The 16,909-nt window shown below is 64.1% G+C and carries 16 protein-coding genes; 5 read left to right on the top strand and 11 right to left on the bottom strand.

Annotated features, from left to right (window positions below):
• The first annotated feature begins 10 nt into the window (after window positions 1-10).
• The 3 genes from NGB94_RS03055 to NGB94_RS03045 all read left to right on the top strand — a co-directional run bounded on the left by NGB94_RS03055 (window position 11) and on the right by NGB94_RS03045 (window position 3,604).
• Window positions 11-796, top strand: a complete 786-nt coding sequence (locus NGB94_RS03055; RefSeq protein WP_325788997.1) for a cytochrome c — start codon at window positions 11-13, stop codon at window positions 794-796.
• 85 nt (window positions 797-881) lie between these two features.
• Window positions 882-1,907: a ubiquinol-cytochrome c reductase iron-sulfur subunit gene (locus NGB94_RS03050; RefSeq protein ID WP_152227889.1), complete on the top strand. Its 1,026-nt coding sequence runs from the start codon at window positions 882-884 to the stop codon at window positions 1,905-1,907.
• 2 nt (window positions 1,908-1,909) lie between these two features.
• Window positions 1,910-3,604, top strand: a complete 1,695-nt coding sequence (locus NGB94_RS03045; protein WP_325788996.1) for a cytochrome bc complex cytochrome b subunit — start codon at window positions 1,910-1,912, stop codon at window positions 3,602-3,604.
• Between the two features lie 92 nt (window positions 3,605-3,696).
• Here NGB94_RS03045 and NGB94_RS03040 read toward each other — a convergent pair whose 3' ends face one another.
• From NGB94_RS03040 to NGB94_RS03010, 7 genes are all read right to left on the bottom strand, one after another.
• Entirely contained in the window at window positions 3,697-4,254 is a 558-nt protein-coding gene (locus NGB94_RS03040) for a hypothetical protein (protein ID WP_325788994.1), read from the bottom strand.
• A gap of 23 nt (window positions 4,255-4,277) precedes the next feature.
• A complete protein-coding gene (locus NGB94_RS03035; protein WP_325789120.1) occupies window positions 4,278-5,072 on the bottom strand; it encodes a GntR family transcriptional regulator in 795 nt (264 codons plus the stop codon).
• A gap of 216 nt (window positions 5,073-5,288) precedes the next feature.
• Window positions 5,289-5,690: a cytochrome c oxidase subunit 4 gene (locus NGB94_RS03030; protein WP_325788992.1), complete on the bottom strand. Its 402-nt coding sequence runs from the start codon at window positions 5,688-5,690 to the stop codon at window positions 5,289-5,291.
• Entirely contained in the window at window positions 5,687-7,414 is a 1,728-nt protein-coding gene (gene ctaD, locus NGB94_RS03025) for a cytochrome c oxidase subunit I (protein ID WP_325788991.1), read from the bottom strand. The genes NGB94_RS03030 and ctaD overlap by 4 nt, the downstream gene beginning before the upstream one ends.
• Window positions 7,415-7,432: 18 nt before the next feature.
• Complete coding sequence (coxB, locus tag NGB94_RS03020; protein WP_325788990.1) at window positions 7,433-8,278, bottom strand: cytochrome c oxidase subunit II; 846 nt, start codon at window positions 8,276-8,278, stop codon at window positions 7,433-7,435.
• Window positions 8,279-8,463: 185 nt separating this feature from the next.
• Window positions 8,464-8,853 carry a HesB/IscA family protein gene (locus NGB94_RS03015; protein WP_055241041.1) on the bottom strand — a complete coding sequence of 130 codons (390 nt, stop codon included), beginning with the start codon at window positions 8,851-8,853 and terminating at the stop codon, window positions 8,464-8,466.
• A gap of 108 nt (window positions 8,854-8,961) precedes the next feature.
• Window positions 8,962-10,368: a dipeptidase gene (locus NGB94_RS03010; RefSeq protein ID WP_325788989.1), complete on the bottom strand. Its 1,407-nt coding sequence runs from the start codon at window positions 10,366-10,368 to the stop codon at window positions 8,962-8,964.
• 129 nt (window positions 10,369-10,497) lie between these two features.
• On the opposite strand from NGB94_RS03010, the gene NGB94_RS03005 reads away from it, so the two are divergent.
• Window positions 10,498-11,100, top strand: a complete 603-nt coding sequence (locus NGB94_RS03005) for a DUF3043 domain-containing protein (RefSeq protein ID WP_325788988.1) — start codon at window positions 10,498-10,500, stop codon at window positions 11,098-11,100.
• 93 nt (window positions 11,101-11,193) lie between these two features.
• Here NGB94_RS03005 and NGB94_RS03000 read toward each other — a convergent pair whose 3' ends face one another.
• Complete coding sequence (locus NGB94_RS03000; protein ID WP_325788986.1) at window positions 11,194-12,267, bottom strand: quinone-dependent dihydroorotate dehydrogenase; 1,074 nt, start codon at window positions 12,265-12,267, stop codon at window positions 11,194-11,196.
• A gap of 78 nt (window positions 12,268-12,345) precedes the next feature.
• Between NGB94_RS03000 and NGB94_RS02995 the strand changes: the two genes are divergently transcribed.
• Window positions 12,346-13,401: an alpha/beta hydrolase gene (locus NGB94_RS02995; RefSeq protein ID WP_325788985.1), complete on the top strand. Its 1,056-nt coding sequence runs from the start codon at window positions 12,346-12,348 to the stop codon at window positions 13,399-13,401.
• Here the strand turns inward: NGB94_RS02995 and NGB94_RS02990 are convergent.
• The 3 genes from NGB94_RS02990 to leuA all read right to left on the bottom strand — a co-directional run bounded on the left by NGB94_RS02990 (window position 13,398) and on the right by leuA (window position 16,784).
• Window positions 13,398-14,195, bottom strand: a complete 798-nt coding sequence (locus tag NGB94_RS02990) for an isoprenyl transferase (protein WP_325788983.1) — start codon at window positions 14,193-14,195, stop codon at window positions 13,398-13,400. The two genes, NGB94_RS02995 and NGB94_RS02990, sit on opposite strands and share 4 nt — an antisense overlap.
• Window positions 14,196-14,197: 2 nt before the next feature.
• The gene (gene recO / locus NGB94_RS02985) at window positions 14,198-14,950 is read right to left on the bottom strand and encodes a DNA repair protein RecO (protein ID WP_325788981.1); all 753 of its coding nucleotides are present in this window, start codon (window positions 14,948-14,950) and stop codon (window positions 14,198-14,200) included.
• Window positions 14,951-15,035: 85 nt separating this feature from the next.
• Entirely contained in the window at window positions 15,036-16,784 is a 1,749-nt protein-coding gene (leuA, locus tag NGB94_RS02980) for a 2-isopropylmalate synthase (protein WP_325788979.1), read from the bottom strand.
• Window positions 16,785-16,909 lie beyond the last annotated feature (125 nt).

Raw genomic sequence — 16,909 nt, 5'->3', positions numbered from 1 at the left:
GAACCACTAAGTGAAGGCACTATCGCAAAGGCGACGTCATCCCCTTGCAGCAGTAGCACTGCTGCTGCTGGGCCTCATCGTTACCGGCGGCATCTACGCAGCTGCTTCCGGAGCGAACGAAGCCCAGGCCGCCACTACCTACACTGCCGATGATGTGCAGCAGGGCGAGAAGCTCTTCATTGCGAACTGCGCCACCTGCCACGGCATGGAGGCCAGCGGAACCGAGAACGGCCCCTCCCTGGTAGGCGTTGGCGCCGCCTCCGTCGACTTCCAGGTTGGCACCGGCCGTATGCCGATGGCCATGCAGGGCCCGCAGGCCCAGCAGAAGCCCCAGCAGTTCAACGAAGAACAGACCGCACAGATGGCCGCGTACGTCGCGTCCCTGGGCGCCGGCCCCTCCGTTCCGGAGGAGCAGTACCTGGAAACCACCGGCGACGCCGCTGCAGGCGGCGAGCTGTTCCGCGTGAACTGCGCCATGTGCCACAACGCAGCCGGCGCGGGCGGTGCCCTGACCCGCGGCAAGTTCGCCCCGGCCCTGGAAGGCGTCAGCGAGCAGCACATCTACGAGGCCATGGTCACAGGCCCGCAGAACATGCCCGTCTTCTCTGATGCCAACCTCTCCCCCGAGGAGAAGCAGGACATCATCACCTTCCTGAAGAACATCGAAGCCAACGGTTCCCCCGGCGGAGCCGAGCTCGGTTCACTCGGTCCGGTCTCTGAAGGCCTGTTCATCTGGACAGCCGGTCTTGGCCTGATCATCGCTTTCACCATCTGGTTGACCTCCCGGTCTTCCTAGTCATCGCCGCGCTCACCCCCCGGGGTGACATCACAGTTACACATAGGTCTACTAATGCAGTTTCAAGAGAAGGATGAGGGGGATCATGGGCGACCATAGTCACGGCAGTCCGAACACCTCGGGCACCGTTGCTACGGCTGGCCAGGGCGAAGAAGGGGAGTTCCAGAATCCTGGGCTTCCCCCGCACCGTCCTCGCCTGGCCGACACGGATCCCCGGGCTGAGAAGCGGTCCGAGAAGCAGGTGGCGATCCTTTTCGCCATCTCGGCTCTCGGTACGCTCCTGTTTTTCTACGGATATTTCTTTATCCGCCTGGATGAGAGCATCGGGACGCTTCGCGTCCAGAACCTGTTCCTGGGCCTGGGCACCGCCTTCGCGATGCTCGGCATCGGCGTCGGCATTGTCCACTGGGCCAAGACGCTCATGCCCGACCACGAGGTCATCGAGGAACGCCACGAGATCCGTCCGGAAGAGGACCGCGTAGTCGCCGAGAAGATGATCGGCGACATCATCGAGGAAACCGGCATCAAGCGCCGCCCGCTGATCCGCAACACCCTCCTGGGTGCCATGGCCCTGGCTCCGCTTCCCGCCATCGTGCTGTTCCGCGATCTCGGCCCGCTGCCCGGCGACGTCCTGCGCCACACGATGTGGGACAACGGCGTTCGCCTGACGCGTGACCCGAGCGGTACCCCGATCAAGGCTTCCGACGTCACCCTGGGCTCTGCCTTCCACGTGATCCCGGAAGGCCTGAACGACGCCGAGCACAAGCTCGAGGAAAAGGCCAAGGCAGTTGTCCTGCTCATGCGCCTGGATCCCTCCGAGCTGAACCCCTCCCCCGGACGCGAAGACTGGTCCGTGGACGGCATCGTTGCCTACTCCAAGATCTGCACCCACGTTGGCTGCCCGGTGGCACTGTACGAACAGCACACGCACCACCTGCTGTGCCCGTGCCACCAGTCCACCTTCGACCTGACCCAGGAATGCGCTGTCATCTTCGGTCCGGCCGTCCGTCCACTGCCGCAGCTGCCGATCGCCGTTGACGACGAGGGTTACCTCATCGCCACCAGCGACTTCACTGAACCCGTTGGACCGAGCTACTGGGAGCGTGGCTGATCATGAGTGCTACCTCTGTATCCGGCACCTACGAGCCGAAGACCAAGCTCGGGCGCATCACCAACTTCGTCGACAGCCGCGTAAGCGGTTCGATGATGGTCAAGGAATTCGGCCGCAAGGTCTTTCCTGACCACTGGTCCTTCATGTTCGGTGAAGTGGCGCTCTACAGCTTCGTCATCCTGCTTCTCTCCGGAACGTTCCTGACGTTCTTCTTCGATCCGTCCATGGCGGAAACCCACTACGAAGGCAGCTACGTTCCGCTCAAGGGCGTAGAAATGTCCGTTGCCTACGCTTCGTCGCTGGATATTTCCTTCGACGTGCGCGGCGGACTCTTCATGCGCCAGGTCCACCACTGGTCGGCCCTGCTGTTCGTTGCCTCCGTGTCGGTGCACATGCTGCGTGTCTTCTTCACCGGCGCGTTCCGCAAGCCCCGTGAACTGAACTGGGTTGTGGGCGGCGTGCTGCTCATCCTGGCCCTGGCTGCCGGCTTCACCGGCTACTCGCTCCCCGATGACCTGCTCTCCGGCAACGGCCTGCGCATCATCGACGGCGTTATCAAGGCTGTTCCGGTAGTTGGTACCTACATCAGCTTCTTCCTGTTCGGCGGCGAATTCCCCGGCACGGCTGTGATTGGCCGGCTTTACGTCCTGCACATTCTGCTGGTTCCGGCCCTGATCCTGCTGATGATCGCGATCCACCTGTTCATGGTGGTCATTCACAAGCACACCCAGTGGCGCGGCCCGGGACGCACCAACAACAACGTTGTCGGCTACCCGGTTGGACCGGTTTACGCGGCCAAGGCCGGTGGATTCTTCTTCATCGTCTTCGGCATCGTCGCCTTCATCTCCGCCGTGTTTACGATCAACCCGATCTGGAACTACGGCCCGTACGACCCCTCCCCCGTGTCCGCAGGCACTCAGCCTGACTGGTACATCGGCTGGGTTGACGGTGCGCTGCGCCTGATGCCGGGCTGGCTGTTCGGCTTCCCGTTCGAATGGAACATCCCGTTCCCCTGGGGCGTCAACACGCTGTCCCTGAACGTCCTGCTGCCGGCCCTGGTACCCGCAGGCATCGTGTTCGGCCTGCTCTTCACCTGGCCGTGGATCGAAGCCTGGGTCACCAAGGACAAACGGATCCACAACCTGCTGGACCGCCCGCGCAACGCTCCGACCCGCACCGCCATTGGTGTTGCCGGCGTTATCTTCTACTGCGTCATGTGGGCAGCTGCCAGCTCCGACCTCATCGCCACGCACTTCCACGTGTCGCTGAACGACGTGACCTACTGGCTCCGTTTCCTGTTCTTCTTCGGACCGGTTATCGGATTCATCGTGGCCCGCCGCATCGCCCTGGCACTGCAGCGCAAGGACCGCGAGATTGTCCTCCACGGCGTGGAAAGCGGACGCATTGTCCGTCTGCCGCACGGTGAGTACATCGAGGTCCACGAACCGCTCGACGAGTTCAAGCGCTACAAGCTCGTCGCGTTTGATTCCCCCGAGGTCACTCCGGCCCAGCCGGATGCCAAGGGCAAGATCAGCCGCAGCGAAAAGCGCCGCGGAGCTCTCTCCCGGTTCTTCTTCGAAGACCGCGTCGCTCCGGTGACTCCGGCCGAGCTGGAAGCAGCGCACCACCACGAACCGCATGCCGAAGTTGAGGCAAGCGAAGTAGATGACGCTCCTGCTTCGATCGAGAAGCACTAGCACCAAACGCTAAGAAGCCCCCCGTCCTGTGGACGGGGGGCTTCTTTGTGTCTGCGTGCTCTGTGTGCCGCTTACCGCGCTTTGCGGCAGGCCTAGAGTTCGAACGGAACCTTCGAGGGCAGCGGATACCTGCGCACCGGGTGGTCCAGGTCCGCGAACGGCGCCGAACCGATGCTCAGCTTGGTGAAGTCCAGGCGGGACTCCCTGATGACCACCTGGATACCTTTCACGGCCAGCTTGATGTCCGGGACGAGGCAGAGGATGTTCAGCTTGTACGGGCTGAAGCCTGTCTCTTCGACCGACCCCAGTCCGCGCCAGGAGAAGTAGGTGCCGATTGCGGTGGCTGCCTTGTGTTCCAGGTACCTGTCCCGCTCGGTGCCGTCCCTGGACTTCAGCGCGTACTGGGCAATGACCCAGTGCTGCTCCTCCTCGGGGATTTCCGCATAGCCCTCCCCCGCGGCAGCCTCAGCAAACTCCTCAAGCAGCTTCTCCGCCTGGCCGGCGTCAACGTCTTCCCGTACGGCCACGGCGCCTTCGTGGCCTACCCTGCCCTTTGTGGTCATGAGCGAAAGATCCTCGGGCTCATAAACGGCTTCCTTGAACAGCATCCCGCGCGGGGGGTCCTGCTTGTACATCCTCAGGATCTCCATTCGGCGATCCCTCCATTCTTGGTTCAGGTCGCCTGATGGCGTCCGGGGTGGTAGGTGCGCGGCGTCCGGATTCCGGGCCGCTGAAGCGGCACCCAGAGCTTGTAGCGGTCGGCCCGGTAATAGGAGACCGAGTAGTCGACCATGGAACGCGAAACATAGGCGTGGCGCTGGATCTTCAGCAGCGGCGCGCCGAGGTCAACGTTCAGCAGCCTCGCCGTCGAAGCCGTGGCTGCTGTCGCCTCGATGGTGTCCTCACCCCATTCAATGACCATGCCGTAGCGCTCGCTCAGGACACGGTAGAGCGACGTCGGCGGCTCTTCCTCCAGCATGCCCGGCACATGCCAGGCCGGAATAAAGTTCTCATCAACACTCATTGGCTCGCCGTCTGCGAGCAGCTGCCTGCGGAACCGGACCACTGGCTGGCCGGGATCGATCTGCAGCTCCCTGGCTACCAGATGAGACGCAGGCACCTGCTCGAACGTCAGCACACGGGCATCGGGCACCATGCCGCGGCGGTGCATTTCCTCGCTGTAGGAGGTCAGCTTGATCTGCAGGTCCATCTTGGGCCTGGCCACGAAGGTGCCCACGCCTACGACCCGTTCCAGGACTTCGTCGGCAACGAGGGCGTCAATCGCCTGCCGCACCGTCATGCGGGCGACCTTGAAGTGTTCGGACAGCTCCCGCTCAGAGGGAACGGCAGTTCCGGGCGGGGCGTGCCGGGCGACGAACCGCCGCAGGATCTCTTCCAGCTGCCGGTGCTTGGCCACGCCGGACTCCGGGTCGATGCCTTCCGGGAAGGCCCTCAGGGCGCGCTTTATCACGGCGCAGTGGCCTGCCGCGCAGGCAGCGGTTCGGACATGGGCGGGGCGGGACCTTCCTTGGGTGGAGTGCTCCTCCAAGGATACCGGGAACCCGGTTCCTTCCCGGCAGCCGAAGCTCGTCCGTAACTGCATGCGGCAGCCGTTAAAAACCGGAGGGCCCGCAGTTTCCTGCGGACCCTCCGGTCAACTGATCTTTAGTTGTGGCTCGAAGGCCTAGTGCGCGTGGTTACCGCGGCTGTATTCGTAAACCCAGCCGATCAGCCCGACGACGGCCAGGCCGGCGCTGATGAACAGCACCCACCAGCCCACTGCGAGGCCGAGGAACGCACCTGCGCAGGCGGTCGCCAGGACCAGCGGCCACCAGCTCCACGGGCTGAAGAAACCCTGCTCGCCGGATCCTTCGTGGATCTCGGCATCCAGGCGGTCCTCCGGACGCATGCCGACCCGGCGGGCCGTGAACATCAGGTAGTACCCGATCATCAGGGACATGCCGGCGGTCAGGAACAGCGCCAGGAAGCCAACGGGTTCCATCCAGTCCACGAGGTAGCCGTAGACAACGCCAACAACTGCGAAGAACGGAGCCATCAGAAGGAAGAGCTTTGCCTCGATTTTCACTGGACGCTCTCCTTGCGGTCAGCCGAACCGTAGACCTTGCCCGGTGCGGACTCGTTGGTGACGGTCTGCTGCAGTTCCGGGTGGTGCAGGTCCAGGGCCGGACGCTCCGAACGGATACGGGGCAGCGACGTGAAGTTGTGGCGCGGCGGCGGGCAGGAAGTCGCCCACTCAAGCGAGGCACCGAAGCCCCACGGGTCATCAACTTCAACCTTCTTGCCGTGGCGCCAGGTGATGTACACGTTCCAGAAGAACGGAATCAGCGAGGCACCCAGGACGAAGGAGGCAATCGTGGAGAACTGGTTCATTGCGGTGAAGTTGTCCTCCACCAGGTAGTCCGCGTAACGGCGCGGCATGCCCATGACGCCCAGCCAGTGCTGGATCATGAACGTGCCGTGGAAGCCCAGGAACAGCAGCCAGAAGTGGATCTTGCCGAGGCGTTCGTTGAGCATCTTGCCGGTCCACTTGGGCCACCAGAAGTAGAAGCCTGCGAACATTGCGAAGACGACGGTACCGAAGACCACGTAGTGGAAGTGTGCAACCACGAAGTAGGTGTCCGAGACGTGGAAGTCCAGCGGCGGAGCCGAGAGGATGATGCCGGTGAGGCCACCGAAGAGGAACGTGATCAGGAAGCCGATGCTCCAGAGCATCGGAGTTTCAAAGGTGATCGATCCGCGCCACATGGTGCCGATCCAGTTGAAGAACTTCACGCCTGTCGGTACTGCGATGAGCATGGTCATGAAGGCGAAGAACGGCAGCATAACGGCGCCGGTCACGTACATGTGGTGGGCCCACACGGTGACGGACAGGGCAGCAATGGCGATCGTTGCGTAGACCAGGCCCTTGTAGCCGAAGATCGGCTTACGGCTGAAGACCGGGAAGATCTCCGAGACGATGCCGAAGAACGGCAGGGCGATGATGTACACCTCCGGGTGGCCGAAGAACCAGAACAGGTGCTGCCAGAGCACTGCACCGCCGTTTTCGGGATCGAAGATATGTGCACCGAAGCGGCGGTCAGCGCCGAGGGCGAACAGTGCTGCAGCCAGCGGGGGGAACGCCATCAGGATCAGGATGCCGGTTACCAGGGTGTTCCAGGTGAAGATCGGCATGCGCCACATGGTCATGCCGGGGGCGCGCATGCAGATGATCGTGGTGATGAAGTTGACCGCACCGAGGATGGTGCCAAAGCCGGACAGCGCAAGGCCGAAGACCCATAGGTCACCGCCGACGCCTGGCGAGAATGTCGTATTCGACAATGGCGCATAGGCGAACCAGCCAAAGGACGCGGCGCCCTGCGGGGTGATGAACCCGGATACGGCGATGATGCTGCCGAAGAGGAAGAACCAGAAAGCCAGCGCGTTCAGACGCGGGAAGGCAACGTCGGGAGCACCGATCTGCAGCGGCATCATCACGTTGGCGAAGCCGGAGAACAGCGGGGTTGCGAACATCAGCAGCATGACAGTGCCATGCATGGTGAACAGCTGGTTGTACTGTTCCTTGGTCTGCAGGATCTGCATACCGGGTTCAAACAGCTCGGCACGGATGACCAGGGCCATCACGCCGCCAAGGCAGAAGAAGATGAATGACGCGATCAGGTACATGTACCCGATGGTCTTGTGGTCAGTGGAGGTGATCCAGTTGACGACGATGCGTCCCTTGGAGACCGGCACGACGCGCGGGGCAACCCGCGTGCCTGATTCCTCCGAAGTGTATTCCAGGGTAGTCATAGCTTTCCTCCTACCTCCTTACTTCGTCGGATTCAGGTTGGTGTTGCGGTCGTATTCTGCGCCTAGCTGGCCATCGTCCAGCGTGGCCAGGTAGGCCTCGTACTCGGCCTCGGAGACGACCTTCACGTTGAAGAGCATTTCAGAGTGGTACTCGCCGCAGAGCTCGGCACACTTGCCTTCGAAGGTGCCCTCCTGCTGCGGGGTGAGGGTGATGTAGTTCGTGCGGCCCGGGATCATGTCCCGCTTCTGCAGGAACGCCGGCACCCAGAAGGAGTGGATGACGTCACGGGAGTTCAGCTGGAGTTCAACAGACTTGTTGACCGGCAGGTACAGGGTCGGGAACTCGTCCTGCGTCTTTACCTCGCCGTCCAGGTTCACCTGGACACCGCTGTAGTACTTGTCTTCCTTGACGTAGTTGAAGTCCCACGCCCACTGCTTGCCGCGGACGTCCACAATGACGTCCGGATCATCAACGCGGGCATCGAGGGCCCGGATGTCGCGGTCGGTGAAGAAGAAGAGCACCAGGACCATAAACAGCGGGATCGCCGTGTAGAAGATTTCCAGCGGCAGGTTATAGCTGAGCTGGCGGGGGTAGCCGGTCTCGTTCTTCCGGCGCCTGTAGGCGATGATGCACCACAGGATCAGTCCCCAGGTGAGGATACCTACGGCCAGCGCGGCAATCCATGAATTGACCCAGAGGTCCATGATGCGGCCGGTGTGGTTGGTGGTGTCCCGTTCCGTGGGCAGCCAGCCCTTTTGGACATCTGATGAACAACCCGATAAAAACAACGCGCCGGCCGACGTTACGGCTGAGATCTTTAAGATCCTGGCGCGTCGGCTGCTGGTTCGGTCCTGCGAACTCACAGACGGCCCTTCCTCTTGTTACGTGCAAGTGCGGCACAGCGGACAGAAAAATCCCCCAGCTGCGCACGATCAGTTTTACTACTACGTGTAGAGCTTACCCCGGACGCGGTGCTGTCCAGTGACAGACCGCACCGCGTGCCGGGCAGAATACCCTCTATTACGGCCCGAGAGCCGCGGTTCCTGGCCTAGTGGAAGGAGTCTCCACAGGCGCAGGAGCCACCGGCGTTGGGATTGTCGATGGTGAAACCCTGCTTGGAAATCGTATCTTCGAAGTCGATCGAGGCCCCGGCCAGGTACGGCACGCTCATCTTGTCGACGATGACCTCGACGCCGTCGAAGTCGCGTACCGCATCGCCGTCGAGCACACGCTCGTCGAAGTAGAGCTGGTAGATCAGGCCCGAGCAGCCTCCGGGCTGAACGGCAACCCGCAGCCGCAGGTCGGTGCGGCCCTCCTGCTCAAGGAGGGAGCGGACCTTGCCGGCAGCAACCTCGGAAAGCATCACGTCGTGCGTGGGCAGTTCTTCAGCGGCTTCGGTTCCAACCAGGCCAGCGTTCTCACTCGTGGAAGTGCTCATTGCTTCTCTCTTTCCGTCCGGGCGTCCGATTCGTCAGCAGCTTCCCGCTGACGGTCCGGTGCCAGTTCACTCAATGGTACGTCGGCGCACCCCATAGGCAGTAACGGCCTAGGCGGTTTCCTGCATTCCCAGGCGGGCCAAAAGAAGTGCCTCGGCCAGAATGGCCTTCTCGAAGTCACCCAGATGCAGGGACTCATTGGCGGAGTGCGCACGCGAGTCCGGATCCTCCACGCCGGTGATCAGGATCGATGCCTGCGGGAAGACCTCCACGAGGTCCGCGATGAAGGGAATTGAACCGCCTACGCCCATTTCCACCGGGGTGGTTCCCCACGCGGCTTCAAGTGCCCACAGTGCTGTCTGGGCAGCAGGCGCCGCCGTGTCCGTCGCGAACGCGTTGCCCCGCTCCCCCGGAGTAAACGTCACTTCGGCACCAAACGGTGCGTTGGCTGCAAGATGCCGGGCCATGGCATCCATGGCTGCTTCCGGATCCTGTCCCGGGGCCAGCCGCATGGAGAACTTGGCGCGGGCGGAGGGCTGGATGGTGTTGGAGGACATTGCCACCGACGGGACGTCGATGCCGATGATTGAAAGCGCCGGCTTCGTCCACAGGCGCGAAGCAATGGATCCCTCCCCCGCGAGCTGCACCGAATCGAGGACTGATGAGTCCTGCCGGAAGTCGTCCTCCGGGTAGTCCACTGCGGCGTCGTCGAATCCTTCCAGGCCTTCGATGGCCAGGTTGCCGCGCTCATCATGGAACGTGGCGATAAGGCGGGCCAGCAGCGTGGGTGCATCCAGCACCGGTCCCCCGAACATTCCCGAGTGCACGGCATGGCCCAGCACACGCACCTCGAAGGTTCCATCTACGAGGCCACGCAGGCTGGTGGTCAGCGCAGGCGTGCCGACCTTCCAGTTGCCCGAATCTGCGACCACAATCACATCCGCGCGGAGCAGGTCGCGGTGGGTTTCGAGGAAGGTGCGGAAGGTCGGAGACCCGGCTTCTTCCTCCCCTTCGATGAAGAAGGTGACGCCCACGCCCGCCTCGTCGCAAAGGACTTCGTTCAGTGCACGGAGTGCCGCCGCGTGCACCATGATGCCCGCCTTGTCATCAGCGGCACCGCGTCCGTAGAGCCGGCCGTTGCGTTCGGTGGCGGTGAACGGTTCGGTTTCCCAGAGCGCCGGGTCCCCGGGCGGCTGGACGTCGTGGTGGGCGTACAGAAGAACTGTCGGCTTCCCGGGCGCAGCCGGGCGGCGGGCGACGACGGCGGGCCCGCCGGGCTTGCCGTTGTTGTCCACCCGCAGGATCTGAACGTCGTCCAGGCCCGCTCCGCGGAGGAGCTCGGCGACTGCTTCGGCTGAGCGGTCCAGGTTCGCAGGGTCGAATGAGTCCCAGGCGATGCCGGGAATGGCTACCAGGCGGGTCAGGTCTTCAAGCGTGCGGGGAAATGCCGCCGCTACGCTCGCGCGCAGCGCTGCTTCGTCCGGGACCGTACTGGAAGTGTGGGAAGAGGAAGTCATAGGCCACACCCTACAACTGCGCACCCGGGTCTTCGAGGTCCGGGGCCTGCGGCGATGCCGGATTCAGCCATGGCCGGGGCGTCCCGTAACTGCCGCGCAAGCCACCGGCGGTTCAGGTATCCTTGATGAGTGTTCGGACGAAAGAAAGAAGCGCCCACCGCGCAGGAAACTGTGGACCAGGCAACTGCGGCCCAGGCCGGGTCACCGAAGTCGGGCGGCTCTGCCGGCAAGGGTGCTCCCACCCCGCGGCGCAAGGACCAGGTAGCTGCTCGCCAGCGCCCGCTGGTTCCCAATGACCGCAAGGCCGCCCGTGAAGCCAGCCGTGCCGCCATGCGCGAGGAACGCCTCAAGACGCGAGCCGCGCTGGATACCGGCGATGAGCGCTACCTGCCCCTGCGGGACAAGGGCCCCAACCGCCGCTTTGTCCGCGACGTAGTGGACGCCCGCTGGAACGTCGGCGAGTTCGTCATGATCGCAGCCGCCGTCTTCGTGGTGGCGAGCTTCATCCAGAACCTCACCGTTCAGAGCTTCATTCTTATGGCCTTCTGGGCCCTGATCGTCCTGGTAATCGTGGACAGCATCCGCATTCGCTTCCTGCTGCGCCGCCGCCTCACCGAAAAGTTCGGCGGACCCAACCAGGGCGACGTCTGGTACGGAATCTCCCGTGCCCTGCAGCTGCGCCGGTTCCGCCTGCCGAAGCCGCAGGTGCGCCGCGGCGAGAAGGTTTCCTAGCGGCTCCGCTCCGCCTCCACGGATAACGACAGAAAAGAAGGGACCGGCCGAACCGGTCCCTTCTTCTGTGTCTTCTTCCCTTGCTCCGGCGGCTCAGCCCCGGCGCTGCAGCTTCTGCAGCCGCCGGTTGATCCGGCCCGCCCAGAAGGGACCTTCGTAGAGAAACGCAGTGTAGCCCTGCACCAGGTTGGCTCCGGCGTCGAGCCGTTCCTTAACGTCGTCCCCGGTTTCAACGCCGCCTACCGAGATGATTACCGGCTCCGGGCCCAGTGCTGCACGCAGGCGGCGCAGCACCTCCAGCGAACGCTGCTTCAGCGGTGCACCGCTCAGCCCGCCCACACCGGCGGCAATGATGGTTTCGGGATCGGTCACCAGTCCTTCGCGCCCGATGGTGGTGTTGGTGGCCACGACGCCGTCGAGCTTCAGGTCAAGCGCCAGGCGTGCGACGTCGTCAATGTCCTCATCGGTGAGGTCCGGGGCGATCTTGACCAGCAGCGGCACGTGCCGGCCGGCGGTCTCGTCGGCGGTCTGTCCCACGGCGGTGAGGAGCGGACGCAGCGAGTCGATGCTCTGCAGCTGGCGCAGCCCAGGCGTGTTCGGCGAGCTGACGTTGACTACCAGGTAGTCGGCGTCGGCTGCGAGCAGCCTGGTGCTGGCCAGATAATCCTCGACGGCGTCTTCGAGCCCGACCTTCTTGGTCTTGCCGATGTTCACACCGACGATCGGGCGGTTGCGTCCCCAGCGGCGGTACAGGCCATCCACCGCCTTCCGCACGCGGGGGGCGACGGCGGCGGCGCCGTCGTTGTTAAAGCCCATGCGGTTGATGACGGCGCGGTCCTCGACCAGGCGGAACAGCCGCGGCTTGGCATTGCCGGGCTGCGCCTGGGCCGTCACGGTTCCCAGCTCGACGTGGCCGAAACCCAGGTTCGCCAGCGCCACGACGGCGGAACCCTCCTTGTCGAAACCTGCTGCCAGGCCAAAGGGCGACGGAAAGGTCAGGCCGAGGGCTTCCGTGGCCTGGTCGGGTGCTGGACGGGTGAGGGCACGCAGCACAGGTGCGGCCGGCGTATAGGCAATGGCTCGGATGGCTTCGTAACCGATCCGATGGGCTTTTTCAGGATCCATTCCGGAGAAGACAATCCGGAAGAACGTGGGATAGACGCGCATAATTAAATGCTTCCACTCGCGGTGTCCTGCACCAAATCACGGTCAGGCGAGCACGTCAGGTTCGTGTATTTTCGATACATGGGGCAGAACTGGCAACCTGACAGGCTAGGCGACGGGTATCGTGCCCTCACACTGGACCTCGGCGAAGACGATGAAGGGCCGGTTGCTGCGACCCTGGTGTCCTACACCCCTGAGCCTCCCCCGCCGCCAACGTTCAGCGGGCGGCTGCGGGAGCGGATTGCCCGGCTCCGCGGGCCCGTGGAGCCGGCCCCAGTGAATGCCGTGGTGTACATCCACGGCTGGTGCGACTATTTCTTCCAGACTGAACTGGCGGATTTCTGGGCCGAGCGCGGGGTTGCCTTCTACGCACTGGACCTGCGCAAATACGGCCGGAGCCTGCGCCCCGGACAGTCGGAGGGGTTTATTACCGACCTTTCCGAATATGACGCGGACATCGAGGCGGCCCTGGCCGCTGCGGAGGAAGACGTCCGGGCAAGCCGCGGAGAGCAGACGCCGGTGCGGCTGACGATTATGGCGCATTCGACCGGCGGGCTGGTTGCCTCGCTCTGGGCCCACCGGAACCCCGGCAGGATCGCGGCGCTGATCCTGAACAGCCCCTGGCTTGAACTGCGCGGCAGTTCGCTGGCGCGCAATGCTGCCGCCGGCCTGCTGGAACCGCTGGCACGCACCCGCCCCAAGACACGCCTGAAGATCCCCGAGCTGGACTTTTACTGGCGGTCGCTAAGCGCGGAAGCCGACGGCGAGTGGGAGCTTGACCCGGTATGGAAGCCCCCGGGCAGCTGGCCGGTCCGTGCCGGCTGGATCACTGCCGTGCTGGCGGGGCATGCCCAGGTGGCCCGCGGGCTGGACATCACGTGCCCGGTCCTGGTGATGGCCTCGGCACGCTCAACTATCGGGGCCACATGGAATGAATCCATGAAGACCACGGACAGCGTGCTGGACGTCAACCTCATGGTCCAGCGCGCGCTGTTGCTGGGACCGGTGGTAACTGTGCTGCGTTTCGACGGCGCCCTGCATGACGTGCTGCTCTCGGCGAAGCCTGTCCGCCGCCAGGTATATGCCCGGCTGGGCAGATGGGCCGGCGGCTACCTGCTCGGGCAGGGGCGCGGCTAGGCTCCGGCTGCTGCCTGGTCCACCGCTCCCCCGTACCTGCGGTCACGCCGTGCGTAGGTTTCAACGGCCTCCCACAGTGTCCGGCGGTCGACGTCCGGCCAGAGCGTGTTCATAAAGACCATCTCTGCGTAGGCGGACTGCCACAGCATGAAGTTGGAGAGCCGCTGCTCCCCCGACGTACGCAGGAACAGGTCCACATCGGGCAGGTCCGGCTCGTCGAGGTAGCGCTGGATCGTCTTCTCGGAAATGCTGCCGGGGCGCAGCTTGCCGTCCTTTACGTCCTGCGCGATTGCGCTGACGGCGTCGGTGATTTCCGCCCTGCCGCCGTAGTTCACGCACATGTTCAGGGTGCAGGTGGCGTTGTCCTTCGTCTGCTCCTCGGCAACCTCGAGCTCCTTGATCACCGAACCCCAGAGCCGCGGACGGCGCCCGGACCAGCGGATGCGCACGCCCCATTCGTCGAGCTGGTCGCGCTGGCGGCGCAGCACGTCACGGCTGAAGCCCATCAGGAAACGTACCTCTTCCGGTGAGCGTTTCCAGTTCTCGGTGGAGAAGGCGTACACCGAAACGTGCTGGATACCGATTTCCACGGCACCGGCCATGACGTCGAGCAGAGCCGCCTCCCCTGCACGGTGCCCTTCAGTGCGCGGCAGCCCGCGCTGGTTGGCCCACCGGCCGTTGCCGTCCATCACAATCGCTACATGCGCGGGCACCAGGTCACGCGGAACGGGCGGCGGTACGGCACCGGAGGGGTGCGGCCAGGGAGCGGCCGGAGACTTGCGGGGAGGAACCAAAGCTAAACACGCTCCACATGTTGAAGGGACTTCACGACTCGTTCCAGGTGCCACTGGAGGTAGCTGGCCACCAGGCCCGCGGATTCACGCCGGGGCTGCGGCCCGGACGCATCTGCGTATTCCCAGTCACCGCTGAGCAGCGCCGCCAGGAGCAGCATGGTTTCAGCTGACGGGGACGCGGAACCCGGAGGACGGCACGCCGGACAGACTGCCCCTCCAAGCGGGGCCGAAAACGCACTGTGCGGACCTGGAGCCCCGCAGCGGGCACAGTCCGTGAAGGACGGCGCCCAGCCGGCAGTGGCCAGGGCACGCAGCAGGTACGAATCAAGAATAAGTTCCGGCGGATGCGCTCCCCGGCCGAGGGCCGCCATGGCACCGATGACCAGGTGGTAGTGCGCGTTCGCGGACTCGCCGTCGACGTCGGTAAGACGCTCCGCTGTCTCGGCGACGGCCGCTGCCGCCGTATAGCGCGCGTAATCGGCGGCGATTCCCGCACCGTACGCGCCCTTGGTCTGGACCTGGGTCACGATATCCAGGCTGCGGCCGTGGGAAAGCTGCAGGTCAACCACCATAAAGGGCTCCAGCCGGGCGCCGAACTTGCTGGAGGTGCGGCGGACGCCCTTGGCCACCGCGCGTACCTGGCCGTGGTTGCGCGTCAGGAGGATGACGATCCGGTCCGCTTCACCCAGCTTGTGGGTACGCAGGACCACTCCCTCGTCACGGTAGGTCCGTGAAGCGAATGATTTATTGGCCACGAATCCATTTTCCCACGCAGAAGGCGCGCCCGGTGCGCAGCTGCGTACCGGGCGCGCCTTCTGCCGGCCGGAGCCGGCGGGAGTGCTACTCGCCCGAAGCGTCGCGGATCGCCCGGTTCACGGCGGAGATGACGGCCTTCAGGGCCGAGAGCGTGGTGTTGGAATCGATGCCGACGCCCCACAGGACACGTTCACCGACCGCCAGTTCCACGTAAGCCGCTGCCATTGCCTTGCCGCTGGCGGACAGGGCGTGCTCTGAGTAGTCCAGCAGGCGCACGTCCACGCCGTCCTGGCTCAGGATCTGCAGGAGCGCATCAATGGGGCCGGTGCCGGAGGCCACGCGGCGCTGCTGCACTCCGCCGGCGCGCAGGCTGGCAGTGAGCAGGAAGGAGCCGTTCTCCGCGGTATCCGCCGTAACGGAGGTGAGGGCGTAGTGGCCCCAGGGCTCTGCACCGGTATCCGGGGTGGTGGGCAGGTACTCGTCCTGGAACACCCGCCACAGTTCGGCGCCGGTGACTTCGCCGCCCACGGTATCCGTGCGCCGCTGGATGACTCCGGAGAATTCGATCTGTGCGCGGCGCGGCAGGTCCAGGTTGTGTTCGTTCTTGAGCAGGTACGCCACACCGCCCTTGCCGGACTGGGAGTTCACCCGGATGACCGCTTCGTAGCTGCGGCCAATGTCCTTCGGGTCGATCGGCAGGTAGGGAACGCCCCATTCGAGGTCGTCCACCGTCTTGCCGGCTGCTGCGGCGTCCTTCTCCATGGACTCGAAGCCCTTCTTGATGGCGTCCTGGTGGGAGCCGGAGAAGGCAGTGAAGACAAGGTCGCCGCCGTACGGAGAGCGCTCGGGCACCGGCAGCTGGTTGCAGTATTCGACCGTCCGGCGGATTTCGTCCATGTTGGAGAAGTCGATCTGCGGGTCGATTCCCTGGCTGAACATGTTCATGCCCAGGGTGATCAGGTCTACGTTTCCGGTGCGCTCTCCGTTGCCGAAGAGGCAGCCTTCGATCCGGTCAGCGCCTGCGAGGTAACCCAGTTCCGCAGCGGCGACACCGGTGCCGCGGTCATTGTGGGGGTGCAGGGACAGGATGATGGCTTCGCGGTTGGCGAGGTTGCGGTGCATCCACTCAATCGAGTCTGCGTAGACGTTGGGCGTCGCCATTTCAACGGTGGCCGGGAGGTTCAGGATCATCTGCCGGTCGGTGGAGGCCTCGAGGACTTCGGCTACGGCATTGGAGATCCGCAGGGCAAAATCCAGCTCCGTACCGGTGTAGGACTCCGGCGAGTATTCGTAGGTAACGTCGATGCCGCGCAGCTGCTCCTCGTACTTCTTGCAGAGCCGCGCGCCGGTCAGTGCGATATCCACGATGCCGTCCTGGTCCGTGTTGAAGACGACCTTGCGCTGCAGCACGGAGGTGGAGTTGTACAGGTGGACGATCGCACGGTCCGCGCCTTCGAGCGCTTCATAGGTGCGCTCGATCAGGTGTTCCCGGGACTGGGTCAGGACCTGGATCGTCACGTCGTCGGGGATCCGGTCGCCTTCGATGAGCTGCCGGACAAAGTCGAAGTCGAGCCGGGATGCCGAGGGGAATCCAACTTCGATCTCCTTGTAGCCCATGTTGACCAGCAGGTCGAACATCTTGTGCTTGCGCTCGGGCGTCATGGGATCGATGAGGGCCTGGTTGCCGTCACGCAGGTCCACTGCGCACCAGCGGGGAGCCTTGGTGATGACCTTGTCGGGCCACGTGCGGTCTGGGAGATCCACGCTGATCTGGTCCTGGAACGGAACATATTTGTGGATCGGCATGCCGGAGGGCTGCTGTGCGTTTCGCATAATGTCTGGGGTGGCCTTTTCTTTTTAGATCTTTAGAAATGGTGGCCGGGCAACACAAACTCCGCAGCGAGGGTTCGGCCTAAACAGTGGTTTGCGTGGCCTCGCCGCGGCAGCTAAGAAGGAGG

It is taken from the genome of Arthrobacter koreensis (genome assembly GCF_035792275.1).
Lineage (GTDB): Bacteria > Actinomycetota > Actinomycetes > Actinomycetales > Micrococcaceae > Arthrobacter_B > Arthrobacter_B koreensis_A.
This window is presented reverse-complemented; position numbering and strand designations above follow the sequence as displayed.